This window comes from Coprococcus eutactus (assembly GCF_025149915.1).
Taxonomy (GTDB): Bacteria; Bacillota; Clostridia; order Lachnospirales; family Lachnospiraceae; genus Coprococcus; species Coprococcus eutactus.
The window spans coordinates 336,832-354,711 of record NZ_CP102278.1 but is presented as its reverse complement, the minus strand read 5'-3'; the positions used below and the strand labels follow the sequence as shown (position 1 = coordinate 354,711).

General features: G+C 40.1%; 15 protein-coding genes and 3 pseudogenes. 6 read left to right on the top strand and 12 right to left on the bottom strand.

The genetic code is table 11. The features are described 5' to 3' along the window. Positions 1 to 4: 4 nt before the first annotated feature. The 5 genes from NQ536_RS01445 to NQ536_RS01425 are packed head-to-tail and all read right to left on the bottom strand — an operon-like array spanning position 5 to position 9,829. Positions 5 to 2,554, bottom strand: a complete 2,550-nt coding sequence (locus NQ536_RS01445; protein WP_004851904.1) for a YgjP-like metallopeptidase domain-containing protein — start codon at positions 2,552 to 2,554, stop codon at positions 5 to 7. Between the two features lie 3 nt (positions 2,555 to 2,557). Next, the gene (locus NQ536_RS01440; protein WP_004851907.1) at positions 2,558 to 5,698 is read right to left on the bottom strand and encodes a type I restriction endonuclease subunit R; all 3,141 of its coding nucleotides are present in this window, start codon (positions 5,696 to 5,698) and stop codon (positions 2,558 to 2,560) included. A gap of 13 nt (positions 5,699 to 5,711) precedes the next feature. Then, entirely contained in the window at positions 5,712 to 6,935 is a 1,224-nt protein-coding gene (locus NQ536_RS01435; RefSeq protein ID WP_004851909.1) for a restriction endonuclease subunit S, read from the bottom strand. Further along, positions 6,929 to 9,598: a type I restriction-modification system subunit M gene (locus NQ536_RS01430; protein WP_004851911.1), complete on the bottom strand. Its 2,670-nt coding sequence runs from the start codon at positions 9,596 to 9,598 to the stop codon at positions 6,929 to 6,931. Before NQ536_RS01430 ends, NQ536_RS01435 begins: the two co-directional genes overlap by 7 nt. 36 nt (positions 9,599 to 9,634) lie before the next feature. Then, positions 9,635 to 9,829, bottom strand: coding sequence for a helix-turn-helix domain-containing protein (locus NQ536_RS01425; protein ID WP_004851913.1), 195 nt, complete (start codon positions 9,827 to 9,829; stop codon positions 9,635 to 9,637). 547 nt (positions 9,830 to 10,376) lie between these two features. Between NQ536_RS01425 and NQ536_RS01420 the strand changes: the two genes are divergently transcribed. The 3 genes from NQ536_RS01420 to NQ536_RS01415 all read left to right on the top strand — a co-directional run bounded on the left by NQ536_RS01420 (position 10,377) and on the right by NQ536_RS01415 (position 11,845). Further along, complete coding sequence (locus NQ536_RS01420; RefSeq protein WP_044998114.1) at positions 10,377 to 10,895, top strand: helix-turn-helix transcriptional regulator; 519 nt, start codon at positions 10,377 to 10,379, stop codon at positions 10,893 to 10,895. A 289-nt stretch (positions 10,896 to 11,184) separates the two neighbouring features. After that, positions 11,185 to 11,349 carry a DUF2800 domain-containing protein gene (locus NQ536_RS14065; protein ID WP_004851918.1) on the top strand — a complete coding sequence of 55 codons (165 nt, stop codon included), beginning with the start codon at positions 11,185 to 11,187 and terminating at the stop codon, positions 11,347 to 11,349. Next, positions 11,327 to 11,845, top strand: coding sequence for a DUF2800 domain-containing protein (locus NQ536_RS01415; protein WP_004851920.1), 519 nt, complete (start codon positions 11,327 to 11,329; stop codon positions 11,843 to 11,845). Before NQ536_RS14065 ends, NQ536_RS01415 begins: the two co-directional genes overlap by 23 nt. A 260-nt stretch (positions 11,846 to 12,105) precedes the next feature. Here the strand turns inward: NQ536_RS01415 and NQ536_RS01410 are convergent, their stop codons facing one another. Continuing rightward, positions 12,106 to 12,270, bottom strand: coding sequence for a hypothetical protein (locus NQ536_RS01410; protein WP_259805369.1), 165 nt, complete (start codon positions 12,268 to 12,270; stop codon positions 12,106 to 12,108). 51 nt (positions 12,271 to 12,321) lie between these two features. On the opposite strand from NQ536_RS01410, the pseudogene NQ536_RS13895 reads away from it, so the two are divergent. Both NQ536_RS13895 and NQ536_RS01400 read left to right on the top strand, forming a co-directional pair. Continuing rightward, positions 12,322 to 12,540 (top strand): annotated as a pseudogene (locus tag NQ536_RS13895) (hypothetical protein); the annotation flags it as partial. Then, positions 12,534 to 12,838 (top strand): annotated as a pseudogene (locus tag NQ536_RS01400) (terminase TerL endonuclease subunit); the annotation flags it as partial. The pseudogenes NQ536_RS13895 and NQ536_RS01400, both read left to right, overlap by 7 nt. A gap of 41 nt (positions 12,839 to 12,879) precedes the next feature. Here NQ536_RS01400 and NQ536_RS01395 read toward each other — a convergent pair. Both NQ536_RS01395 and NQ536_RS01390 read right to left on the bottom strand, forming a co-directional pair. Continuing rightward, positions 12,880 to 13,209, bottom strand: coding sequence for a type II toxin-antitoxin system RelE/ParE family toxin (locus tag NQ536_RS01395; protein ID WP_004851931.1), 330 nt, complete (start codon positions 13,207 to 13,209; stop codon positions 12,880 to 12,882). After that, on the bottom strand, positions 13,206 to 13,511 hold the full coding sequence (locus tag NQ536_RS01390; protein ID WP_044998115.1) for a type II toxin-antitoxin system RelB/DinJ family antitoxin: 306 nt from the start codon (positions 13,509 to 13,511) through the stop codon (positions 13,206 to 13,208). The genes NQ536_RS01395 and NQ536_RS01390 overlap by 4 nt, the downstream gene beginning before the upstream one ends. A 120-nt stretch (positions 13,512 to 13,631) precedes the next feature. Between NQ536_RS01390 and NQ536_RS13890 the strand changes: the two are divergent. After that, positions 13,632 to 14,062: pseudogene (locus NQ536_RS13890) on the top strand (phage portal protein); the annotation flags it as partial. A 151-nt stretch (positions 14,063 to 14,213) separates the two neighbouring features. On the opposite strand, the gene NQ536_RS01380 reads toward NQ536_RS13890, so the two are convergent. The 4 genes from NQ536_RS01380 to rlmD all read right to left on the bottom strand — a co-directional run bounded on the left by NQ536_RS01380 (position 14,214) and on the right by rlmD (position 17,688). Further along, positions 14,214 to 14,351, bottom strand: coding sequence for a hypothetical protein (locus NQ536_RS01380; protein WP_167530861.1), 138 nt, complete (start codon positions 14,349 to 14,351; stop codon positions 14,214 to 14,216). A 102-nt stretch (positions 14,352 to 14,453) separates the two neighbouring features. Further along, a complete protein-coding gene (locus tag NQ536_RS01375) occupies positions 14,454 to 14,939 on the bottom strand; it encodes a hypothetical protein (RefSeq protein WP_004851944.1) in 486 nt (161 codons plus the stop codon). Positions 14,940 to 14,959: 20 nt separating this feature from the next. After that, a complete protein-coding gene (locus NQ536_RS01370) occupies positions 14,960 to 15,889 on the bottom strand; it encodes a hypothetical protein (protein WP_004851946.1) in 930 nt (309 codons plus the stop codon). Between the two features lie 275 nt (positions 15,890 to 16,164). Further along, a complete protein-coding gene (rlmD, locus tag NQ536_RS01365) occupies positions 16,165 to 17,688 on the bottom strand; it encodes a 23S rRNA (uracil(1939)-C(5))-methyltransferase RlmD (RefSeq protein ID WP_004851949.1) in 1,524 nt (507 codons plus the stop codon). Between the last annotated feature and the right edge of the window lie 192 nt (positions 17,689 to 17,880).

Below are 17,880 nucleotides of genomic sequence, written 5' to 3'. Positions count from 1 at the left end.
TGCATTATCCCATTTTTGAACTACCAAGTGGCTCAAATCCACAAGATTCTAACATCTCATTAACCTCATATATGCTATTCTCGGCACATGAGCTTAATACGCATCTATAAGCATTATTTTGTGGATTAGTTGGCTTTATATTGAAATCGGTTTTCCCGACCAACATTTCTGCTTCAGGCACTGAAAGCTGTAATCCGTAACACAATCCCAAAACCGTTTGAACTGTTGTGGGATATTCTTCCTCATTTCTTAATCTCTGTATTGTACGTTCGCCCACCAATGAGGCATCTGCTAATTTCTTATTAGAAAGCTTTTTCTCTTTCATAAGCTGTACCAATGTTTCAGAGAAGGCTCCCGGATATAATCTCATTGCATCAGCGCTTCGACTTGCTCTCTGGATTTGAGATAACAATGTTCTGTTGTGAGCATTCATCTCAAATGAGTATTCTTGTGCTGCCACCTGACTCGGCGTCTTGTACATCATTTGGACATAGTATTTTTGTCCCTGATACTTCGACTGATAACTATATCCCTTATCAAAAGCAAGACAGCATTCATCAATGTGAGATAAAGCATACTGTGTAAGTTTTACTCGCCCCTCTGAATGTATGATATACTTCTCATCATCAAGGCAAACATGGCCCTCAACATAAACAAACTTTCCTGTATCAATGGCTTTTCTAAAGTCTTTATTTAAACAATACGCCTTAAATAAATCAGCTGAGGATATTGTGAACGATTGATTATCCGTCAAGGCTGATGCATCAAATGAAAATGGAGTAACATATTGTCCATTAACATATGTAAATGCACCATCAACTTTTGCAAAGCCCATTTCTCTTATGCGCATCTTAACTGCCTGTTTTGATAATCCATAGAAATCAGCTAATTCTGAAATCATTTCCTCGATTTGATAACCATCTGTACCATCAAAATGAATATGGTATTTTTCTATGAGTTCTGAAATTTTTATTTTTGCTGTATTTGTTGGCATCAAGATATGTGGAGCAACTCCATTAGCTTGCCACTCCATCCAATCCACAGCCTTCCACTTTTCTGAATCTTTTGCATTGCTACCTATAGAACACTGTATTATTTTCCCTAATTCATCATTTGCTCCAAGCATCTTCATCAAAGCATGATACGGTTGATGCCTATACCAATGGAAGCACTCATGCGCAATGGTAAAGTTCACAGTACCTAAGGTTCGTTCATAATATACACGAGGATCTATCAAAACTGTTCCACGTTTGGCATTTCTGATAACAATATTCTTGTTTTTATCCTTAATATTTCCGTCTTCAAAAACAACCAAACCAAAAATATCAAGTTCTGATGAAAGCAACGAATCTTCTATAATCGAAAGACCCATGTCCTCTGCAATCTTTCTAATAGGAACAGCTACCGGTTCCTGTAAAGCCAAAGGATAATATTTCTCCAGGAATTTTGTAGCTTCATTTTCAAAAGCATCTCTTGAAATAATCGGTACCAATTCACCGGAATACTTGTCATTATCTGAATCTTCCTGTTGCTCACATTCATTAATATTTATAATTTCAAAATCTGTTAGTTCCACGCCTAAAAGAACTTTACACCTTACATCAAGCCATTTTTCAGTAAACGAAACCCTACCCGTTGAAGATATAGAATGTTCGATATCACAACTAACGATTACAGAAAAGCTAATCGCACCATCATCTACCTGTTCAATATGGACTACATTTTGGATTTCGATGTCTGATAGTGTAGCTTTATTCTCTTTCACTTTTTCCGTCATATAATCAAGAACAGCGTCTTTTATCTCATCATATCTTCTTTGGTCGATCAATTTTTGCAAAGGACTCTCATCCTGAGCATCATAATAGTCTAGTCTTGAATCATTCAATTCTTTTCGTACTGCTCTCCAGTTTTTCATATACATGTCCATATATGCAATAAATGTCGAATTATGTGTACGTTCCCTCAGATGAATCAATTCATGTAAAATAACATATTCTAAACATTCAATAGGTTTCTGGGCCAACTGCAGATTAAACCACAGCTTCTTTTTTTCAGTGTTACAGGTTCCCCAACGCGTAACCATATATTTTGTTTGCCACGACTCACAGTGAAGCTCAGTAATTTGTTCCCATTTAGGAAGAAGTCTTTCTATCTCAACTTTTAGTAAGCTACGATACTGTTCACGCACATAGTTTTCTCGTTGCTTAACCGTACTATCTTCTCTCATTGAGAGAATTACTTTATCTCCTTGAATTTCAAAGCTGTTCTTTTGAGCATCTGGTACAAAGGATAAGTAATACTGTTTGCCCCAGATGTACATAGTTTCACCGCTAACATACTGCCGCTTAGCACTTCTTGGTTGTTGCTGGAACTTCTCAATTTGTTTTTTTATCCAACTGAGATTGGTTCGAGCATACACCTCGATTGCCTTATCATCCATTGATAATGGTGCCGAAATAACAACATGTCCATCAGGCGGTTTTATCTGAAGGTGCATATTCTTAATATTCTTTTTTTGAATATCGATCGGTATGCCCGAAATCACAATTCTCATCTATTAATATTCCTCCTGCTTCTCAATAATCTTATACAGACGTTCAACCTCTGCATCATCATTGAGAATTGCAAACAACGCTCTCTTGATTCTTCTTTCCTTGATTGAATCCCCACGAAAACCACTCATTTTACTATTCATAACAGCTTTATGAAGTTCAATAGCCAACACTTCATCCCCGCCAACATTATCATATAATGCTTGCATGGCCTTACTATATCTCACGCTTTCAGGATAGTCTTCATTTTCTTCCGGATGGTCAACATTCTTTGCGAGTTTAATATATTCATCAAGAAGTTCCTTATAGGACAAAACGCCCTTCTGTCTATCTTGAATCAGTTTATCCAAAATCGCTGACATCTTTTCATAGTATTTTGGATTTACAGTTACCTTTTCTACCATTTTACGACGGATATTGTTTTCAATTGCTTCCGCCGCACCTTCTTTCTGACCTGAAGGCGTATCTTCTCCGGTCATCGTTTCACCTTGATCCATTACGAAATCGAGAAGTGTTAGGTCATCAAATTCACCAATTTTGATACTATCAGAAGCCATGATGTAATTATCAATAAGCTTTCGCATATCCGGTTCATATGCCTTAAAATCTAAGAAGTCGCCGCTCTTATTTCCGATAGTTTGCTTTAACTCAATATAGAAATGTACTTTATTCTCATAAGCATTAAGTTCTGTTGCAGAACAAATATCAACCATATACTGCTTTGCTTCAGCATAAGCACGAACTAAACTGCTTACGAGTTTATATAATTTTTCACGAAGGCGAGCATAGATTTCATCCATGTCTTCGCTCATGCCGGAAACGCCGCAGAAATAGTGAAGATACTGCAAATCTTCTTTCGGAGCTTCGACACCCTCGCATAATTCTTCTAGCTCTTCGTAAATATCTTTGAAATGTTTAATAGCCTCATCACCTCTATCTTTAAGAAGTCCATCTACATCTTCAGGGGCATAGTTCTCAAATGCTCCAGATGTGTACTTATCCATAGCATTTTTTAAATTTCCAAAAAGCTGCTTGTAATCCACAATATAACCAAATTCCTTGGTATCACCATCCAGTCTATTTACACGACAGATCGCTTGGAATAAACCGTGGTCTTGCATGCTCTTATCAATATAAAGATATGTACAAGGAGGTGCATCAAATCCTGTGAGAAGCTTATCAACTACAATAAGCAACTTCATATTTGCAGGTTCATTGACAAACTTTTCCTTTACCTCTTTCTCAAAATCTTCCACTTTCTTCTGAATTGAAACTTTCTCCGGAAGGTTGTCAGGGTCAAAGCCTAACATGCGAAGATAAATCTCGTATTTTTCAAAAGTCTCTGTTTCGTCATCAGCACTTACAGTATCTGTTCTGAGATCTCCTGCTTGTGGTGTGTAGGATGAAATGATTGCACATTTCTTAAACCCACGCTGCTGGAAGATTTCATAATACTTACATGCAGTATAAATGGAATCAGCTACAAGAATAGCATTTCCATTACCATCCATCAGACGAGGCTTCAAGTCGAAATCCTGAATGATGTCCCAAGCAACGCGCTCAAGTCTTGAACGTGAGCTATAAATCTTCTGCATGCTTGCCCATTTCTCTTTTAGTTTTGCCTTTGCTCTGCTTGAAAGAGTACGAGTCTTAACATCAAACCACTGGTCAATCCTATCATGGACTGTAATATCCTGCGGAATATCTCTATATTCATATCTCAAATCCAGTACAACACCATCTTTAACCGCTTCATTGTACTTATAGCTATGGATGTATGTTCCAAAAACTTCGATACTTGTCTTCTTATCTTTCTTTAATAATGGTGTACCAGTGAAACCAATAAAGATAGCTTCCGGCATAATTGCCTGCATTGCTGCATGTAATTTACCAGACTGAGTTCTGTGACACTCATCTACAAATACAAAAATTTTACCCTTTGCCTTAAAATCTGCAGGGAGTGCTTTTTTCAACTCATCAATATACTTATCATAATCAGATTCTGTGGCTTCACCACCACGACGGCCAAACTTATGCACCAATGAACACAACAATGAATCATCATAAGAATTTAATTTCTGAAGCAAGTCATCGCAACTCTTGGTTCTGGTGATCTTTTCATCAACACCGATATAAGTTTTTTCTATCTGTTCATCCAGCTCGTCTCGGTCTGTAACGATAAGCACACGAGGATCCTCTTCTTCACAATTTGCAAGAATCCATTTTGAAAGCCAAACCATAGTAAGTGTTTTTCCACTACCTTGAGTATGCCAAATAATACCACCGTGCTGTTTTGCCAATCGCCTTTGTGTACGCTTGATACCATAGAACTGATTGTATCGGCACACCTTCTTGATTCCCTTGTCATACACAACAAAGTTTTCAATAAGGTCAATAAAACGCTTTTTATCGAACATCTGGTAAATCTGCTGTAAAAGAAGGTTGTCCAGTTTTTCGCAATAAGCCATGATGCGTGCATCCTCTGGGTCACGCTCATCCTCATTTTCATGGAATCCATCTGGTTTCCATTCCATATAATATTTCTCTTTGGTCTGAATTGTTCCATAGCGCAAACCTTCTATTTCATTACCGGCCATACAAAACTGCATCGTCGTAAAGAATGGAGCGATAAATCCATCTTTCTGATTTGTCAAATTCTGACGAATACCATTAGAAACAGATACACTACTTTTCTTCAATTCAATGACCGCCATCGCAATACCATTCACATAAATTACAAGGTCTGGTCTTTTTTCCTGACGACCAACTACTGTAACTTCCTCGGCAATCGCAAAGTCGTTATTTGTAGGTGTTTCCACATCCATGAAATAAACCGTCTTTGGTGCTCCATCGGCTGTTTCCTTTACCTTGGCACCATACTTCAAAAGAGAATAGACTTTATGATTTGCATCGTACAAACCATGTGTCATATCATCTGCTGCTTTTACCAGTTCAGAAACAGCTCCGTCAATCAATTTCTGGCTGTAACCGCTAAGGCGCAAGTACGCACGAAGACGGTCTTCACGGATGTTCTTGTTTGCGGCATCTTTTAAATTGCCTACGTATTCATAATCAAGGATATCTCTATCCTTAAAGAAGCTAACCACACGATCTTGGGTAGCTCTTTCTGTGTCGCCAATACTCATGCGTACATTCCTCCTAAACTAATCGTATTTTCCCTGTAAGCAAGTCGCTCATCATACCTTTTTTAATATTCGAATATTTATCACACTTACACTGATGAAGAGAGATGAGGTGGTCGAGATTGTGGAAATAGCTTCCGATTTTAATCTCTTCCTCGGTTGTTGTAGGAAATGAGATTATATAATTCCCCAACTGTGGTACAGTTAGTTGCGGAACTCCTGTTGACTCAACAATTACAACATGTTTATTTATTGCATTCTCTAAAAAATAAACATCATGTTCTGAACGAATGGCAAGCAATCTTACAACAGGCGTAAAATCATCTATTCTCGCTTGTGCATGCCCTACATCACCTCTACCAGTAACTGTTACAGCAGGAGCTTTTACTCGATAATAATCATCGTAATATCCAACGATACCATCGTTTGTTAACGCATTTGCATATATTGGATATTGACCATTTTCAACAACTCTACTTTTGTCGATATCTCCGCCTGCTAACATTTCGGTTGCTTCATCACCCAACTTACGCTGTTCCCAAGCTTCAGTAAATCCTGGCAAACGCATTTCTGGAACTGTGTCATCCTTTTGTGGAAACATTTTCGATAAACATCCATTTTTAACAAGCTTTATCTTATTTACAACTTTTGTTTCTGATGTCATTAATAACTGTATTTTATTTAATGATTGTACTATTTTCTCCTGTTCATCAAATGGAGGTACCAATATCAATGTCTCTGAAATAGCTCCTTTTGATATTGATGACACTTTTATACCTGTTATATATGGCAATATTTGATTGTGAAATAAATCAGAATTCATGTAATATCCTAACCACCCCGGAGCAAAATCACCTTTTTTCACTCTACATGGAATGGTATGAAGTCCTGCAACAAGTTTACTATCACCGAGATTCTGTACCTCAATAACTTTTCCAACAGTTTCGTCCTCTGCCGTATCTGCAACAACAATGTCACCGTCCTGAAGTAATTGAGTCGATGAAGATAACAGAGATAACTCATTTACGTATGGAATTTCTTCTTCGTTACAATCCAATACTTCCGGAAACTTTGTTAAAATATCACCATAATGAATATTTCTTACAGCTCCACCACGATTATTTAAATTTTCACGTGACAGAGTATTATTGGATATCACCCTAAACGTTTCGTCAAATGTTTGGAGTTCCCAGTCTACTGGAATATCACCAATCTCCGTATGTTTTAATTCTTTTACCATTTGAAGCCCATCCTCTCCAGATGACTCTTGACCTTTGCCTCATAGTCAGCAGTCTGCTTCATAAGATCAGGAAGAGTATTTTCATAACGTTTAGAAAGTTCAATAATGCGGTCTGCAAGCTGATGGGAGATTGCTGCATACAAATCATTAATACCTGTACCGATGGTGTAATACCATTTTTTATTTACCAGTAAATCTATGATTTCATCGTCTGTTAAAGTTGCATATCTCTCACGAGCCTTCTCGTCAAGTTCTTTATCCATCTCCTTGATAAGCTTTGTTGATTCTTCGGACTTCTTAGCTAATTCAAACGCAGCTTTCAACTCTGCATAATCATCTGCATATGCTTCCGGAGCTGGTGCTTCTGCGCGTGCCATTGCCAATGCATATGAAACGGATGTCTTTGTCACAGTACCTTTTTCTGTATAAGCCACTTCAAGAATAATATTGTTACTAATATAATCCACATACTCCTTTTTCTTCATAGGAAGCATGCCCTGTAATTTGACTAGTCCATCAATCAGTGGAGTATGAACATGGCTCATGATTTCATCCATCTTTTCTTGGATATCCTTGCTCTTAACTTTTCCACCTTCAGCCACATCGGACAAAACGGAATCCTCTGCAGATTCTTCAACTAAAGACATAAGACGAGAATCTGTTTCTACAACAAAATCAACAAGGTCATCCATCGCTTTTTTCTCTTCCGGGAAAAGTTCGGAAATAATAAGCGCTTTGGGAATAAGTTTTCCTTCCCATCCTGCAACTTTCAATTCCTGATTTCCATCATCATCTTTTTTCTTTGTTTCTTTCATAATGTTTTCTGTTTCTCTTGCAACGCCATAACCAGCTTCGTCGGAGATAATCATAGAAACATCATCACTAAGCACTTCATTCCAGTAAGCAAGAAGTACCTGATATACATCATATTTATTAATAAGTGAAAGGCTCTCAAACTCTTTCAATATAGCTTGAGCCAATTCAATAATCAGTTCTTTTGCAGACACGCCAGCCTTCAAATTCTTAAGTTTAGAATCTGCGTAAGACTTCCAATTTGCGAATACTTCATCAATCATTTCTCCATAAACAGCAAATTCTGCGTTAGAGTATGTTGTCTGACGAATCACATCTTCTTCTACATTCAGCTTATAGTATCCTTCACTAAACACACCAAAAAGTTCATTCTTCAGAGTCGGGAATGCAGTCCAGAAACGTTCTAGTGCATCAATATCCGCTGCTGGTATACCACCATGAATATGCGCATAGATATCCTGAATATCTTCCGGGGCAGAAGAATCAATGTAACGAGAAATATTTAAGTTGTACCCATTCTTTTCCTTAATTTCTTTGTTTGGTACAAAACGAGCATATTTAGGATCTGTTGTAATCTGCTCATTAAAAGTAGTTACAATACGATAAATATCCTGTTCACGGAGTCTGTTCTTGCTTCCATCTTTTACATAGCCCTTGCCTGCATCAATCATAAATATACCAGCGCGGTTTTCCGCACCTTCTTTATCAATTACGAGAATGCAAGCAGGAATACCCGTTCCGTAAAATAAGTTTGGAGGCAAGCTGATAATTCCTTTAATCCAGCCTTTATCAACAATTGTCTGTCTGATAGTTGCTTCAGCATTTCCTCTAAACAATACTCCATGAGGAAGAATTACTGCTGCTTTACCAGTAGACTTCAGGGTTTTCAAAATGTGCATTAACCAAGCGTAATCACCATTCTTTTCAGGTGGTCTATCCCCATATCCAGAAAATCGCCCAAACTCTTTTAACCCATCGGACCAGTTTTTAAGAGAGAATGGAGGGTTTGCCACAATATAATTAAATCGCTCAAGTTCTGATGGATTATCAGTTTTCATAAACTGCGGATCTGAGAATGTGTTTCCTGCCATAATTCTAATTGTAGCTTTATTATGAAGAACCGCATTCATCTTTGCCAAACCAGCTGTAGAACCATCTTTTTCCTGACCATAGCCTGAAATTTCAAAAGGAGCTTCTGCTAATGCTCTGATTAACAAAGATCCACTTCCACAAGCCGGATCGCATACGGTTGCATCATGGTCTGTACACTTATCGATACCGATAATTTTTGCAAGAATTCGAGATACCTCTGCCGGAGTGTAGAATTGTCCCTTACTCTTTCCACTTTCAGACGCAAAGTTACGCATCAAATATTCGTAAGCGTCACCAATAATATCGTCGCCTTCTACTTTGTTCTTTGAAAAATCAAGTTCAGGACGCTGAAAAATTGCAATAAGCTTAGTAAGCTTATCAACCATCTCTTTGTCTTTACCTATTTTTGCTTCATCATTAAAATGAGCAATATCTATAACGCCCTTCAACCCTTCGTTTACTTCAGCTAGGCGAGCTATAATCTTATCTATACCTTCACCAATGTTCTTCTTATTTTTAAGTGCTATAAAATCATCAAAAGAACAGCCTGTTCTTTTCTCAGGGTCAGGATTCGGATCATTTGCCTTATCAAAAACCGTCAAATCTCCGTATTTCTGTCCTTTGTATTTATCAGTTACATACTTCATAAATAAAAGTGTAAGTATGTAATCCTTATATTGTGATGCATCCATGCCTCCGCGCAATGCATCGCAGCTCGCCCAAAGGGAGCTATATAGCTCTGTTTTCTTTACTGCCATTGCCAGAATCTCCTTGTATTTTATTTACTGTCTCAATTACTCGATAGCGCTTTTTCCACTTTTAACCCACACATCAAGTTCAGAACATTTAAACTTCCATTGCTTCCCGATTTTGTGTGCTGGTATTCCTTTATCATTACGTATCCATCCTCGGAGCGTCACCGGCTTGACACCTAGGTATTCAGCAGCTTCTTCAATGTTTATCCATTTATCATTCAACTTATCTTCCATATTTCACCTCTCGAAGTTACGTATAGATATAATTACCCAATAATATTATAGTCATTTTCGCCAGCAAAAACAAGCAGTTTCTTGTTATTTGCTTATATTTGTTATTATTTTTCTTAGAAAATTTACTATTCGTTCATATTTGTTTTTAGGTAGCCGGACATGTATATGTCCGGTCTTTTCTTTTGTAAATCCAGGATTTTCAATCATTATCCGTTCCATCAATCATCTCATTATTCCTAAAAACGGACATAGGCATGTCTGAGGTTTTTATTTTGAAATCTGGCATATTTAAGATAGTTATTAAAAACTCGTCTCGGACAAGACGTTAACCAGTCTGACTTGTTCATCAACTCACCATCTTCGTGGCCACGTGGTGTGTTCGTAGTTGATGAACAAGAGAACATTATTAATAGAGTTGCCAGCTTACGAACGGCTGGTCACCGGAAAGAAGCGGAGTTATCCGCATGAGGTGACCATCTTATGAAAAACACTGGCAGCCATATCGGTTATCTCCGCTTCGGTTCAAATGCCGAAAGGAGAAAATCGAATGGCAAACAAAGACAATCAGAGTAAAGAGTATCGTATCTACATCAAGGAATCCAAAAGCTGGGTGGATGTCAACAAGGAGTTCTACACGAACTACTACCGTGACATCAACGCCTATCGCAAGCGTCAGCAGGAACATGGCCGCTGTGTCTGCCCTGCAAGCAAACGCTACTTATGTGACATGGATTGTTTAACCTGTCCTTATGCCAAAGCTGGCGATCAGCTTTCTCTCGACAATACTGTAAATGACTCTGACGGAAACGAAAAGAGCTGGCTTGATGATATGCCAGATGAATCTGCAGCTATCGCTGAAGTATTGGAGGATGCAGAACTTCTTCACGCTCTCTATGCAAAGCTGAATGAACTGGACCCGGAAGGTCGACTTATCTGTCAGCTTATTATGCAGGGAAAATCTGAACGTGACTGCGGCAAGGAAATGGGACTCTCTCGCAATACCTTTGTATATCGTAGGGACAAGCTGTTCAAGAAGCTCCGTTCCGAGCTTAAGGACTACATCTAATATGAATGGTCGTCCTCTGCTTCTTCAGGGGACGATTTTTCTTTTCAAAAAAGTTTCTTATATTTTTCGGCCAAACGGCAATCTCACCTCCATTGAGTAGTGTAAGACGAAACAAAGCGACCTACAGAAAGCGAGGTGAACATCGTGAATCGAACTTTTCACAACAGAAGCGGCACTGACGCAGAAGTGATTGCTACTCTCACTGCAACCAGCCAGGTATCCGCAAGAATGGCGAAGAATCTCAGAATCATCGCCGCACACAGACAATCCGAGGAAGGAGAAACAGTAAATGTCAAAAATGAACGATATGGCTATGACCATCTACCAGCCCATACACCAGAACGTTTCCACCTATGAGGTCAGCAAGGATGACCTGTATCAATGGGTCGATGAAGTTCTGAAACCTACTGCTGACTTAGGCTTTTCCGGTGATGGAAAACTTCCTGTGCGGTGAATGGTGCGGATTCTGTAAAGCAAATCATAAATGCCGAGCCAGAGCTGAAGCCAATCTTCTACTCGCACAGCACGATTTCAAGTTGCCGCCACTGTTGGAGGATTCGGAAATTGAAGTCATCCTTTCCCGTGTCGACGAACTGATCTCTTGGGCCAACGACATCAAGGAGTATGCACTCCAGCAGGCAATCAGCGGTAAAGAATGGACCAGCTGGAAGCTGGTCGAGGGTCGTTCCAACCGCAGATACACCAGTGAAGACGACGTATCGAAAGCTGTCGAAGCTGCTGGTTTTGACCCTTACGAAAAGAAGCTGCTTGGTATCACAGCCATGCAAAAGCTGCTCGGTAAGTCTCGCTTTGAAGAGCTCCTTGCAGCCTACATTGAAAAGCCACAAGGCAAACCTACTCTTGTGCCGGAGAGCGATAAACGCCCGGCAATGAACACAGCAAAAAATGATTATATTGAGGTGACAAACTATGAAAACAATTATGATTAGCACAATTCTTGTAAACATCTGTATCGGCTACTTCGCGTGTGTGGCCTTACTACTGCAATCTCTATGATTCAGAGTATCATCAATGACCACAAACGCGAAAAGCGCGAACAGGGAAATGACAAGCGTGATCTCGAATACCACGAAAAACGCATGAAGGACTCTAAGTAATCTATTAACCTGCTGGCGGTGATTTTGCTGCCGCCAGTACATCTTTCAACAAAAGGAGACAATCTATGAATGGCTTTGCAGAAATCTTAAATCTATTTATTGCTAACGCCATCGCATACCCCTTTTTTGTAGCGGTATGTGACTTCATCATTTATAACATAGGGAAAATCATTCTCTATCTTATCCGCTATGCGGTATACCACATCCGACGTGACATTAGTAAATACAAATCCAATAATAAAGATAAACAGTAACACGGCAGGTGGCAGAGATTTCTCTGCTGCCTGTTTTGTAGAAAGGACAATCTCGTGAAAACACTTAGCATTGATATTGAGACATACAGTGATGTGCCTCTTCAGAAAACAGGCGCCTATCGTTATGTGGAGTCCCCCAATTTTGAAATCTTACTCTTTGCCTATAGCACAGACAACCAACCCGTTCAGGTGATTGACCCTGCTTGTGGAGAACAGATTCCCAAAGAAGTCTTTCTTGCCCTGGAAGATGAATTTGTCATCAAGTGGGCATGGGCTTTACTGTTGTTCCTTTCGGTCAGGGATTTAAGGATATGTCCCACCGGCAAAGGAACTTATGAAGCTAACGCTGGAGCAAAAGCTGGCTCACGGTGGTCATCCGGTACTCCGTTGGATGATGGATAATATCTATATCCGCACCGACCCAGCAGGCAATATAAAGGCTGACTAAGAAAAATCCACAGAGAAAATCGATGGAGCCGTCGCCACTATTATGGGACTTGACCGTGCAATCCGCTGTGGAAATAATACAGGCGCTTCTATCTATGATGACAGAGGAATTTTATTCATATAAAAATGGAACTTTTGTTTTTACACAAAAAGCTCCACTTCTGTTTATTTATTTGAATTTATGATTCCTTCGATATCACGACCACCGTAGAATATTCGTGCTACTGTGACTGTCCTCTCCTTGTCATCGACAAGATAATACACAATAAAATTGTCTACCGGAAGCTGATGCATTTTCATCGAATGCCAAGGCTCCCATTCAACTAAGGTATAACGAGCTGGCATGAAATCCAATGAACGAACTTCCTTTCGTATGCGCCCCAGCTGAGCTGCGGCTGTCTCCGGAACAAGGAGTTCATTCGCAATGTACGAATAGATTTCACGCAAATCACCAAGTGCATCTACAGAATAGCCGACATTATAGCTATCCGTCATATGCCAAACTCCTTTGCAAGTACCGCATCGACTTCATCTGCAGAATATACCTTTCCTGCTTTGATGGAATCAACACCCTTCTGGAGTTCTGCATCAAGTTCCTCTCTGGTCATTGCACCAACAGCTGATGGCTTAGAAGAAGGAAGTTTCAATTCAAACGGCATACCTTTTTTCAGTACGATCTGACTATAAAGCATCTGAATTGCACTGGATGGAGAAATGCCAAGCTGAGAAAGAATGCTCTCAGCATTATCCTTGAGATTAGTATCTATTCTTGCATAAACAGCAGATGTATTTGCCATAGTATCGCCTCCTTTTTCTTCATTATATTTGTTTTTGCTTGCAATTACAAGCATTTGCGCAAATTATTTTGTGATGTAACTTTGAATTTTATACGCCTCTTAAAGCATAAAGGAATATTTATGGGATTTTTATCGGGGCTATTTCATTCCAGAGACAAGCCCATCAACAGTACCAATGGCAGTGCCTATCGTTTTCTCTTTGGTGGAAGCAACTCTGGCAAAGCCGTCAATGAACGAAGTGCCATGCAGATGACTTCAGTCTACGCCTGTGTCAGAATTCTTTCGGAGTCTATTGCAGGACTGCCGGTTCATATTTATAAGTATACTGACTCCGGTAGTAAAAAAAGGCAATCAAGCATCCTCTGTATCGACTGATTCACGATGAGCCAAATCCGGAAATGACATCTTTTGTCTTCCGAGAGACCTTGATGACGCATCTTCTCCTTTATGGAAATGCCTATGTGCAAATTATACGAAATGGCAAAGGTGAAGTCATCGCTCTCTATCCGCTGATGGCTAATCGAATGAGTGTGGATCGTGACGATAAGGGATGACCAGATAATCATCTGGGATGCCCACATCACCATCCAACTTAAATCTGACGTTAGTATCAATGTAGATTCATAATTTCGTAGGCATAAAAAGACTCTCCATTACTAGATAAATTCCAGTGATGGAGAGCCCTTACTTACAAGTTGACTATCAATCTTCCTCTTTTTCTTTCTGAGCCAATGTGGTTAATTCCATCATCTTTTGTTGATAAGTAACTCCGTCAATTTCTTCGTCAGCATACTGTCTCATTAATTCATCAATCTGTGCTTTTAATTCTTCTCTAACCATTTGTCCTTCCTCCTTAATCATCCTTTAGCAAATACCATTCATGTTCACGACTCACTCAGAATACATGGCACTTCATTCCACGACATTTAAATCATTTTATTATCAACTTCCCTCCTTCTTTTTTGTAAAATGAGTTATAGCCATGTATGCTCCGTAACCTACCAACGCAAGTACTCCTAAAACTATTTTCCCTGCTGAACTATCATTTGGTTCAGTAGTAGTTCCTCCCATAGAATTTTCGTTTTGGCTATTAACTTTATTCCAGTATGCTTCCGATTCAGCAGCCTTCTCTGCTCTGCGGCGTCGACGCTCTTCAGAAGTTTTCTCTCTTATGTAGCGCTTGCGTTCCATTGACGTATCAATTTCTTCTAAGATTCTTTCATCCCATTCGAACCAATTCCAACCTCGAAATGCATAACCACCGTACCCGTTGTCATCGCCTTTTTCAACTACGAATAGTTTTCCTTTCTCTGTTGGATAATAATTTCCGGGCTCACCAGAAAGGAATCCTTCTTCTTTTAATAAGATGTTCATTTCCTCTGCTGTCAAGCCACACCTTTCTCCTAATCGTTTTGCTGATAATGTCATGTATCGTCCTCCTGCGTTATTTATCTTGGATGTTCTTCTGCCAGTTTTCGTTCTTCTTCATCCCATCGTTTCTGAACTTCTTCAAAATATTTTTCACTTTGTTCAGAAAATGTGCCACGCATATAGCTGATTTCATCCATCAGGCCTTGTCCCCATGTTACGTCGATTAGCTGTTCATGATGATATGTTGCTTCACTAGTACATCTGGACAACACCGTATTTCCTGAAGCATCCAAAATGGAGTACGGATATTGATACTTCAAGATTATGTTGTTCTTATTGAGTACATCTTCCTTAATATCTCTGTCCCAACAAAGTATAAGAAGTTGTAAACTATTGAACCTAAATACATACGATAATGCATAATTCTCAAACTCTTGTATTTCCCTCTCCTCTCGCAAGGTGATCTGCCCGGTATTATAATCAATGTTTGTGACAATACTATTCGCCAGTAATAGTGGCGAATCTCCCCAGCGGAGTTTCATATTTCCAAACATATAATCCGGTGCAGGCGAAGTGTTTACTGCAAGTCCCGCCAAGATTGTAATATTCCCTAGCGGACTACTTTTTTCTTCATTCAACAAGAATTCTTTTACTTCATCATCAAAAAAAGATACATCCTTCTTCCTAGCCCTCAAGTCATTGAACGCAAACTTCAAACACATTTTTTGAATCATTGTATAGTCATATTCTACAGAAAGAGTGTCATCTTTTTTGTACTTCACTAAAAAATACTTCTCAATAAATTCTTTTGCATAAGAATCGATGTACGAAATCCTATTGTTATTACAGTCTGCACAAACATCCTTCACCATAGGGTCCCCTTGATGCACGATACTTCTCTCTCCGTCTATTGTTGCGAAGCATTCCGGAAATAATCCAAGTATTCCACTTGATATTATATGCTCTTTAGTCCCTTTAGCTTCTTTTCCACAATAAGCACAAATCATACATAGCCACCTCCTGTTATCTATTTCACTGCCAAGTCTGCCTCTTAATATCAAGTGGCTTGAACTGCGGTCGTTTCTGACAACAATCCCAGTGCCACAACCTATGACATCTAATCCACAGCCTAAACCCTACCGCATTTTTCCGATCATCGACTTTTTCTCCGGTCAGGCTAAAAAGTAGATATGTTTCCATACAAGAAAACCGAGCTTTCCGCAAGGCTTCTCTGATGATGCTAACCTCGCAAAAAGCCCGGAAATACGCTACTTTTCAGCCTTTATTTATCTTTCCTTGACAGCAAGCACACGCTCTCCACATGCCCGCTGTGACAAAACTGATCAACAACCGCCACCTTATTCGCCACATACCCCTTCTCCTGAAGTATCTTCACATCCCTTGCCAGGGTTGCCGGGTCGCAGCTCACGTAGACGATACGTTCCGGCGCCATGTGGACCAGAGTGTCCAGAAGAACCTGATCACAGCCCTTTCGTGGTGGGTCTACGACCACGACGTCCGCGTGGGAGCCGTCGCCACCCTTCTTATATATATCTGGAACGACTTCCTCTGCCTTGCCGACAAAGAACTCGGCATTTGTGATCCCGTTGATCTCGGCGTTGTGTCTTGCATCATCTATAGCCTGTGGAACGATCTCCACTCCGTATACCTTCTTTGCCTTCTGTGCGAGGAACAAGGATATGGTTCCTATTCCGCAGTACATATCCCACACGGTCTCATCGCCTGACAGATCCGCATACTCCAAAGCCTTGTTGTACAGGACATTTGTCTGGACAGGATTTACCTGATAGAAGGACAATGGGGATATCTGATATTTGATGTCACCGATATAGTCCGTGATGTATGACTGTCCCCAAAGGGTTATGCACTTATCACCGAGTATACGGTTCGTATTCTCCATGTTGACATTCAGGCAAATGGATGTCATGCCGTCTATCTTAACCAGTTCATCTATCAAAATCTCACTGTGCGGAAGCTTGTTGCCATTTGTCACCAGACACACCATGATCTCCTTGGTGGTAAATCCAACTCTGATAAGGATATGTCTGACCAGACCTCTTCCAGTCTCCTCGTCGTAGGTCGATATGTGATTGTCCTCAATGAAGCTTCTGACGATAGCAACTATTTGGTCATTCACAGGTGCACCGATGGCACAGCTCTCTGTGTCTATGATGTCATGGCTTCTTCCTGCGTAGAATCCGATGACCACATCACCGTTCTTATCCCTACCGACAGGAAACTGTGCCTTATTCCTGTAGTGGAATGGATCATCCATGCCGTAGGCTGGCTTTTCCATGATGGCTTCCACGTTCTCCATCTTGCCGATCCTCTGCAGACAGTTCTTCACCTTGTTCCACTTGTATTCGAGCTGCTGCTCATAGGAAACCTGTTGCATGGTGCATCCGCCGCATCGTTTCGCCTTGTCGCACACCGGCTCCACGCGGTATGGCGATGGTGTGATGAGCTTCATCAATCTTCCGTAGGCTATGTTCTTCTTCACCTTGACGATCTTCACCTCCGCCAGATCGCCCACCACGGCATCCTTGACAAATACAGTCATGCCCTGAACGTGTCCAATGCCCTCTCCGTCATTGCCCATGTCCTCGATGAGCACCTGATAATCCTCATTTTTGACAAGTGTGACTTCACCAGTATTTGTCGCATCCGTTTCGGATGTTCTAACAACTGAACTTGCACTATTCACTGCCTCCACAGCTTTTTTTCTCTGCACACCATTTACTCGTCTATTGTTCTTAGGTCTCCTATTGTTCCTAATATCTGACATATACTATCTCTCTTCCTATTGCCGTTATGGGGCGATCTTATGCCTTGAAGATTGTCCCTTTATATTATTAATCTAACCGTTATATGATACCATTTCTCATGCACGTAGACGCTCCGCTTCATGACACAGGGGATGCTCCTCGCGACACAGGGACACTCCTTGTGACACAGGGGCACTCCTTGTGACACAGGG

Bases quoted from the DNA above. Each gene is read 5' to 3' on its own strand.
- NQ536_RS01445 (WP_004851904.1), bottom strand. From the start codon at position 2,554: ATGAGAATTGTGATTTCGGGCATACCGATCGATATTCAAAAAAAGAAT.
- NQ536_RS01440 (WP_004851907.1), bottom strand. From the start codon at position 5,698: ATGAGTATTGGCGACACAGAAAGAGCTACCCAAGATCGTGTGGTTAGC.
- NQ536_RS01435 (WP_004851909.1), bottom strand. From the start codon at position 6,935: ATGGTAAAAGAATTAAAACATACGGAGATTGGTGATATTCCAGTAGAC.
- NQ536_RS01430 (WP_004851911.1), bottom strand. From the start codon at position 9,598: ATGGCAGTAAAGAAAACAGAGCTATATAGCTCCCTTTGGGCGAGCTGC.
- NQ536_RS01425 (WP_004851913.1), bottom strand. From the start codon at position 9,829: ATGGAAGATAAGTTGAATGATAAATGGATAAACATTGAAGAAGCTGCT.
- NQ536_RS01420 (WP_044998114.1), top strand. From the start codon at position 10,377: ATGGCAAACAAAGACAATCAGAGTAAAGAGTATCGTATCTACATCAAG.
- NQ536_RS14065 (WP_004851918.1), top strand. From the start codon at position 11,185: ATGTCAAAAATGAACGATATGGCTATGACCATCTACCAGCCCATACAC.
- NQ536_RS01415 (WP_004851920.1), top strand. From the start codon at position 11,327: ATGGAAAACTTCCTGTGCGGTGAATGGTGCGGATTCTGTAAAGCAAAT.
- NQ536_RS01395 (WP_004851931.1), bottom strand. From the start codon at position 13,209: ATGACGGATAGCTATAATGTCGGCTATTCTGTAGATGCACTTGGTGAT.
- NQ536_RS01390 (WP_044998115.1), bottom strand. From the start codon at position 13,511: ATGGCAAATACATCTGCTGTTTATGCAAGAATAGATACTAATCTCAAG.
- NQ536_RS01380 (WP_167530861.1), bottom strand. From the start codon at position 14,351: ATGGTTAGAGAAGAATTAAAAGCACAGATTGATGAATTAATGAGACAG.
- NQ536_RS01375 (WP_004851944.1), bottom strand. From the start codon at position 14,939: ATGACATTATCAGCAAAACGATTAGGAGAAAGGTGTGGCTTGACAGCA.
- NQ536_RS01370 (WP_004851946.1), bottom strand. From the start codon at position 15,889: ATGATTTGTGCTTATTGTGGAAAAGAAGCTAAAGGGACTAAAGAGCAT.
- rlmD (WP_004851949.1), bottom strand. From the start codon at position 17,688: ATGTCAGATATTAGGAACAATAGGAGACCTAAGAACAATAGACGAGTA.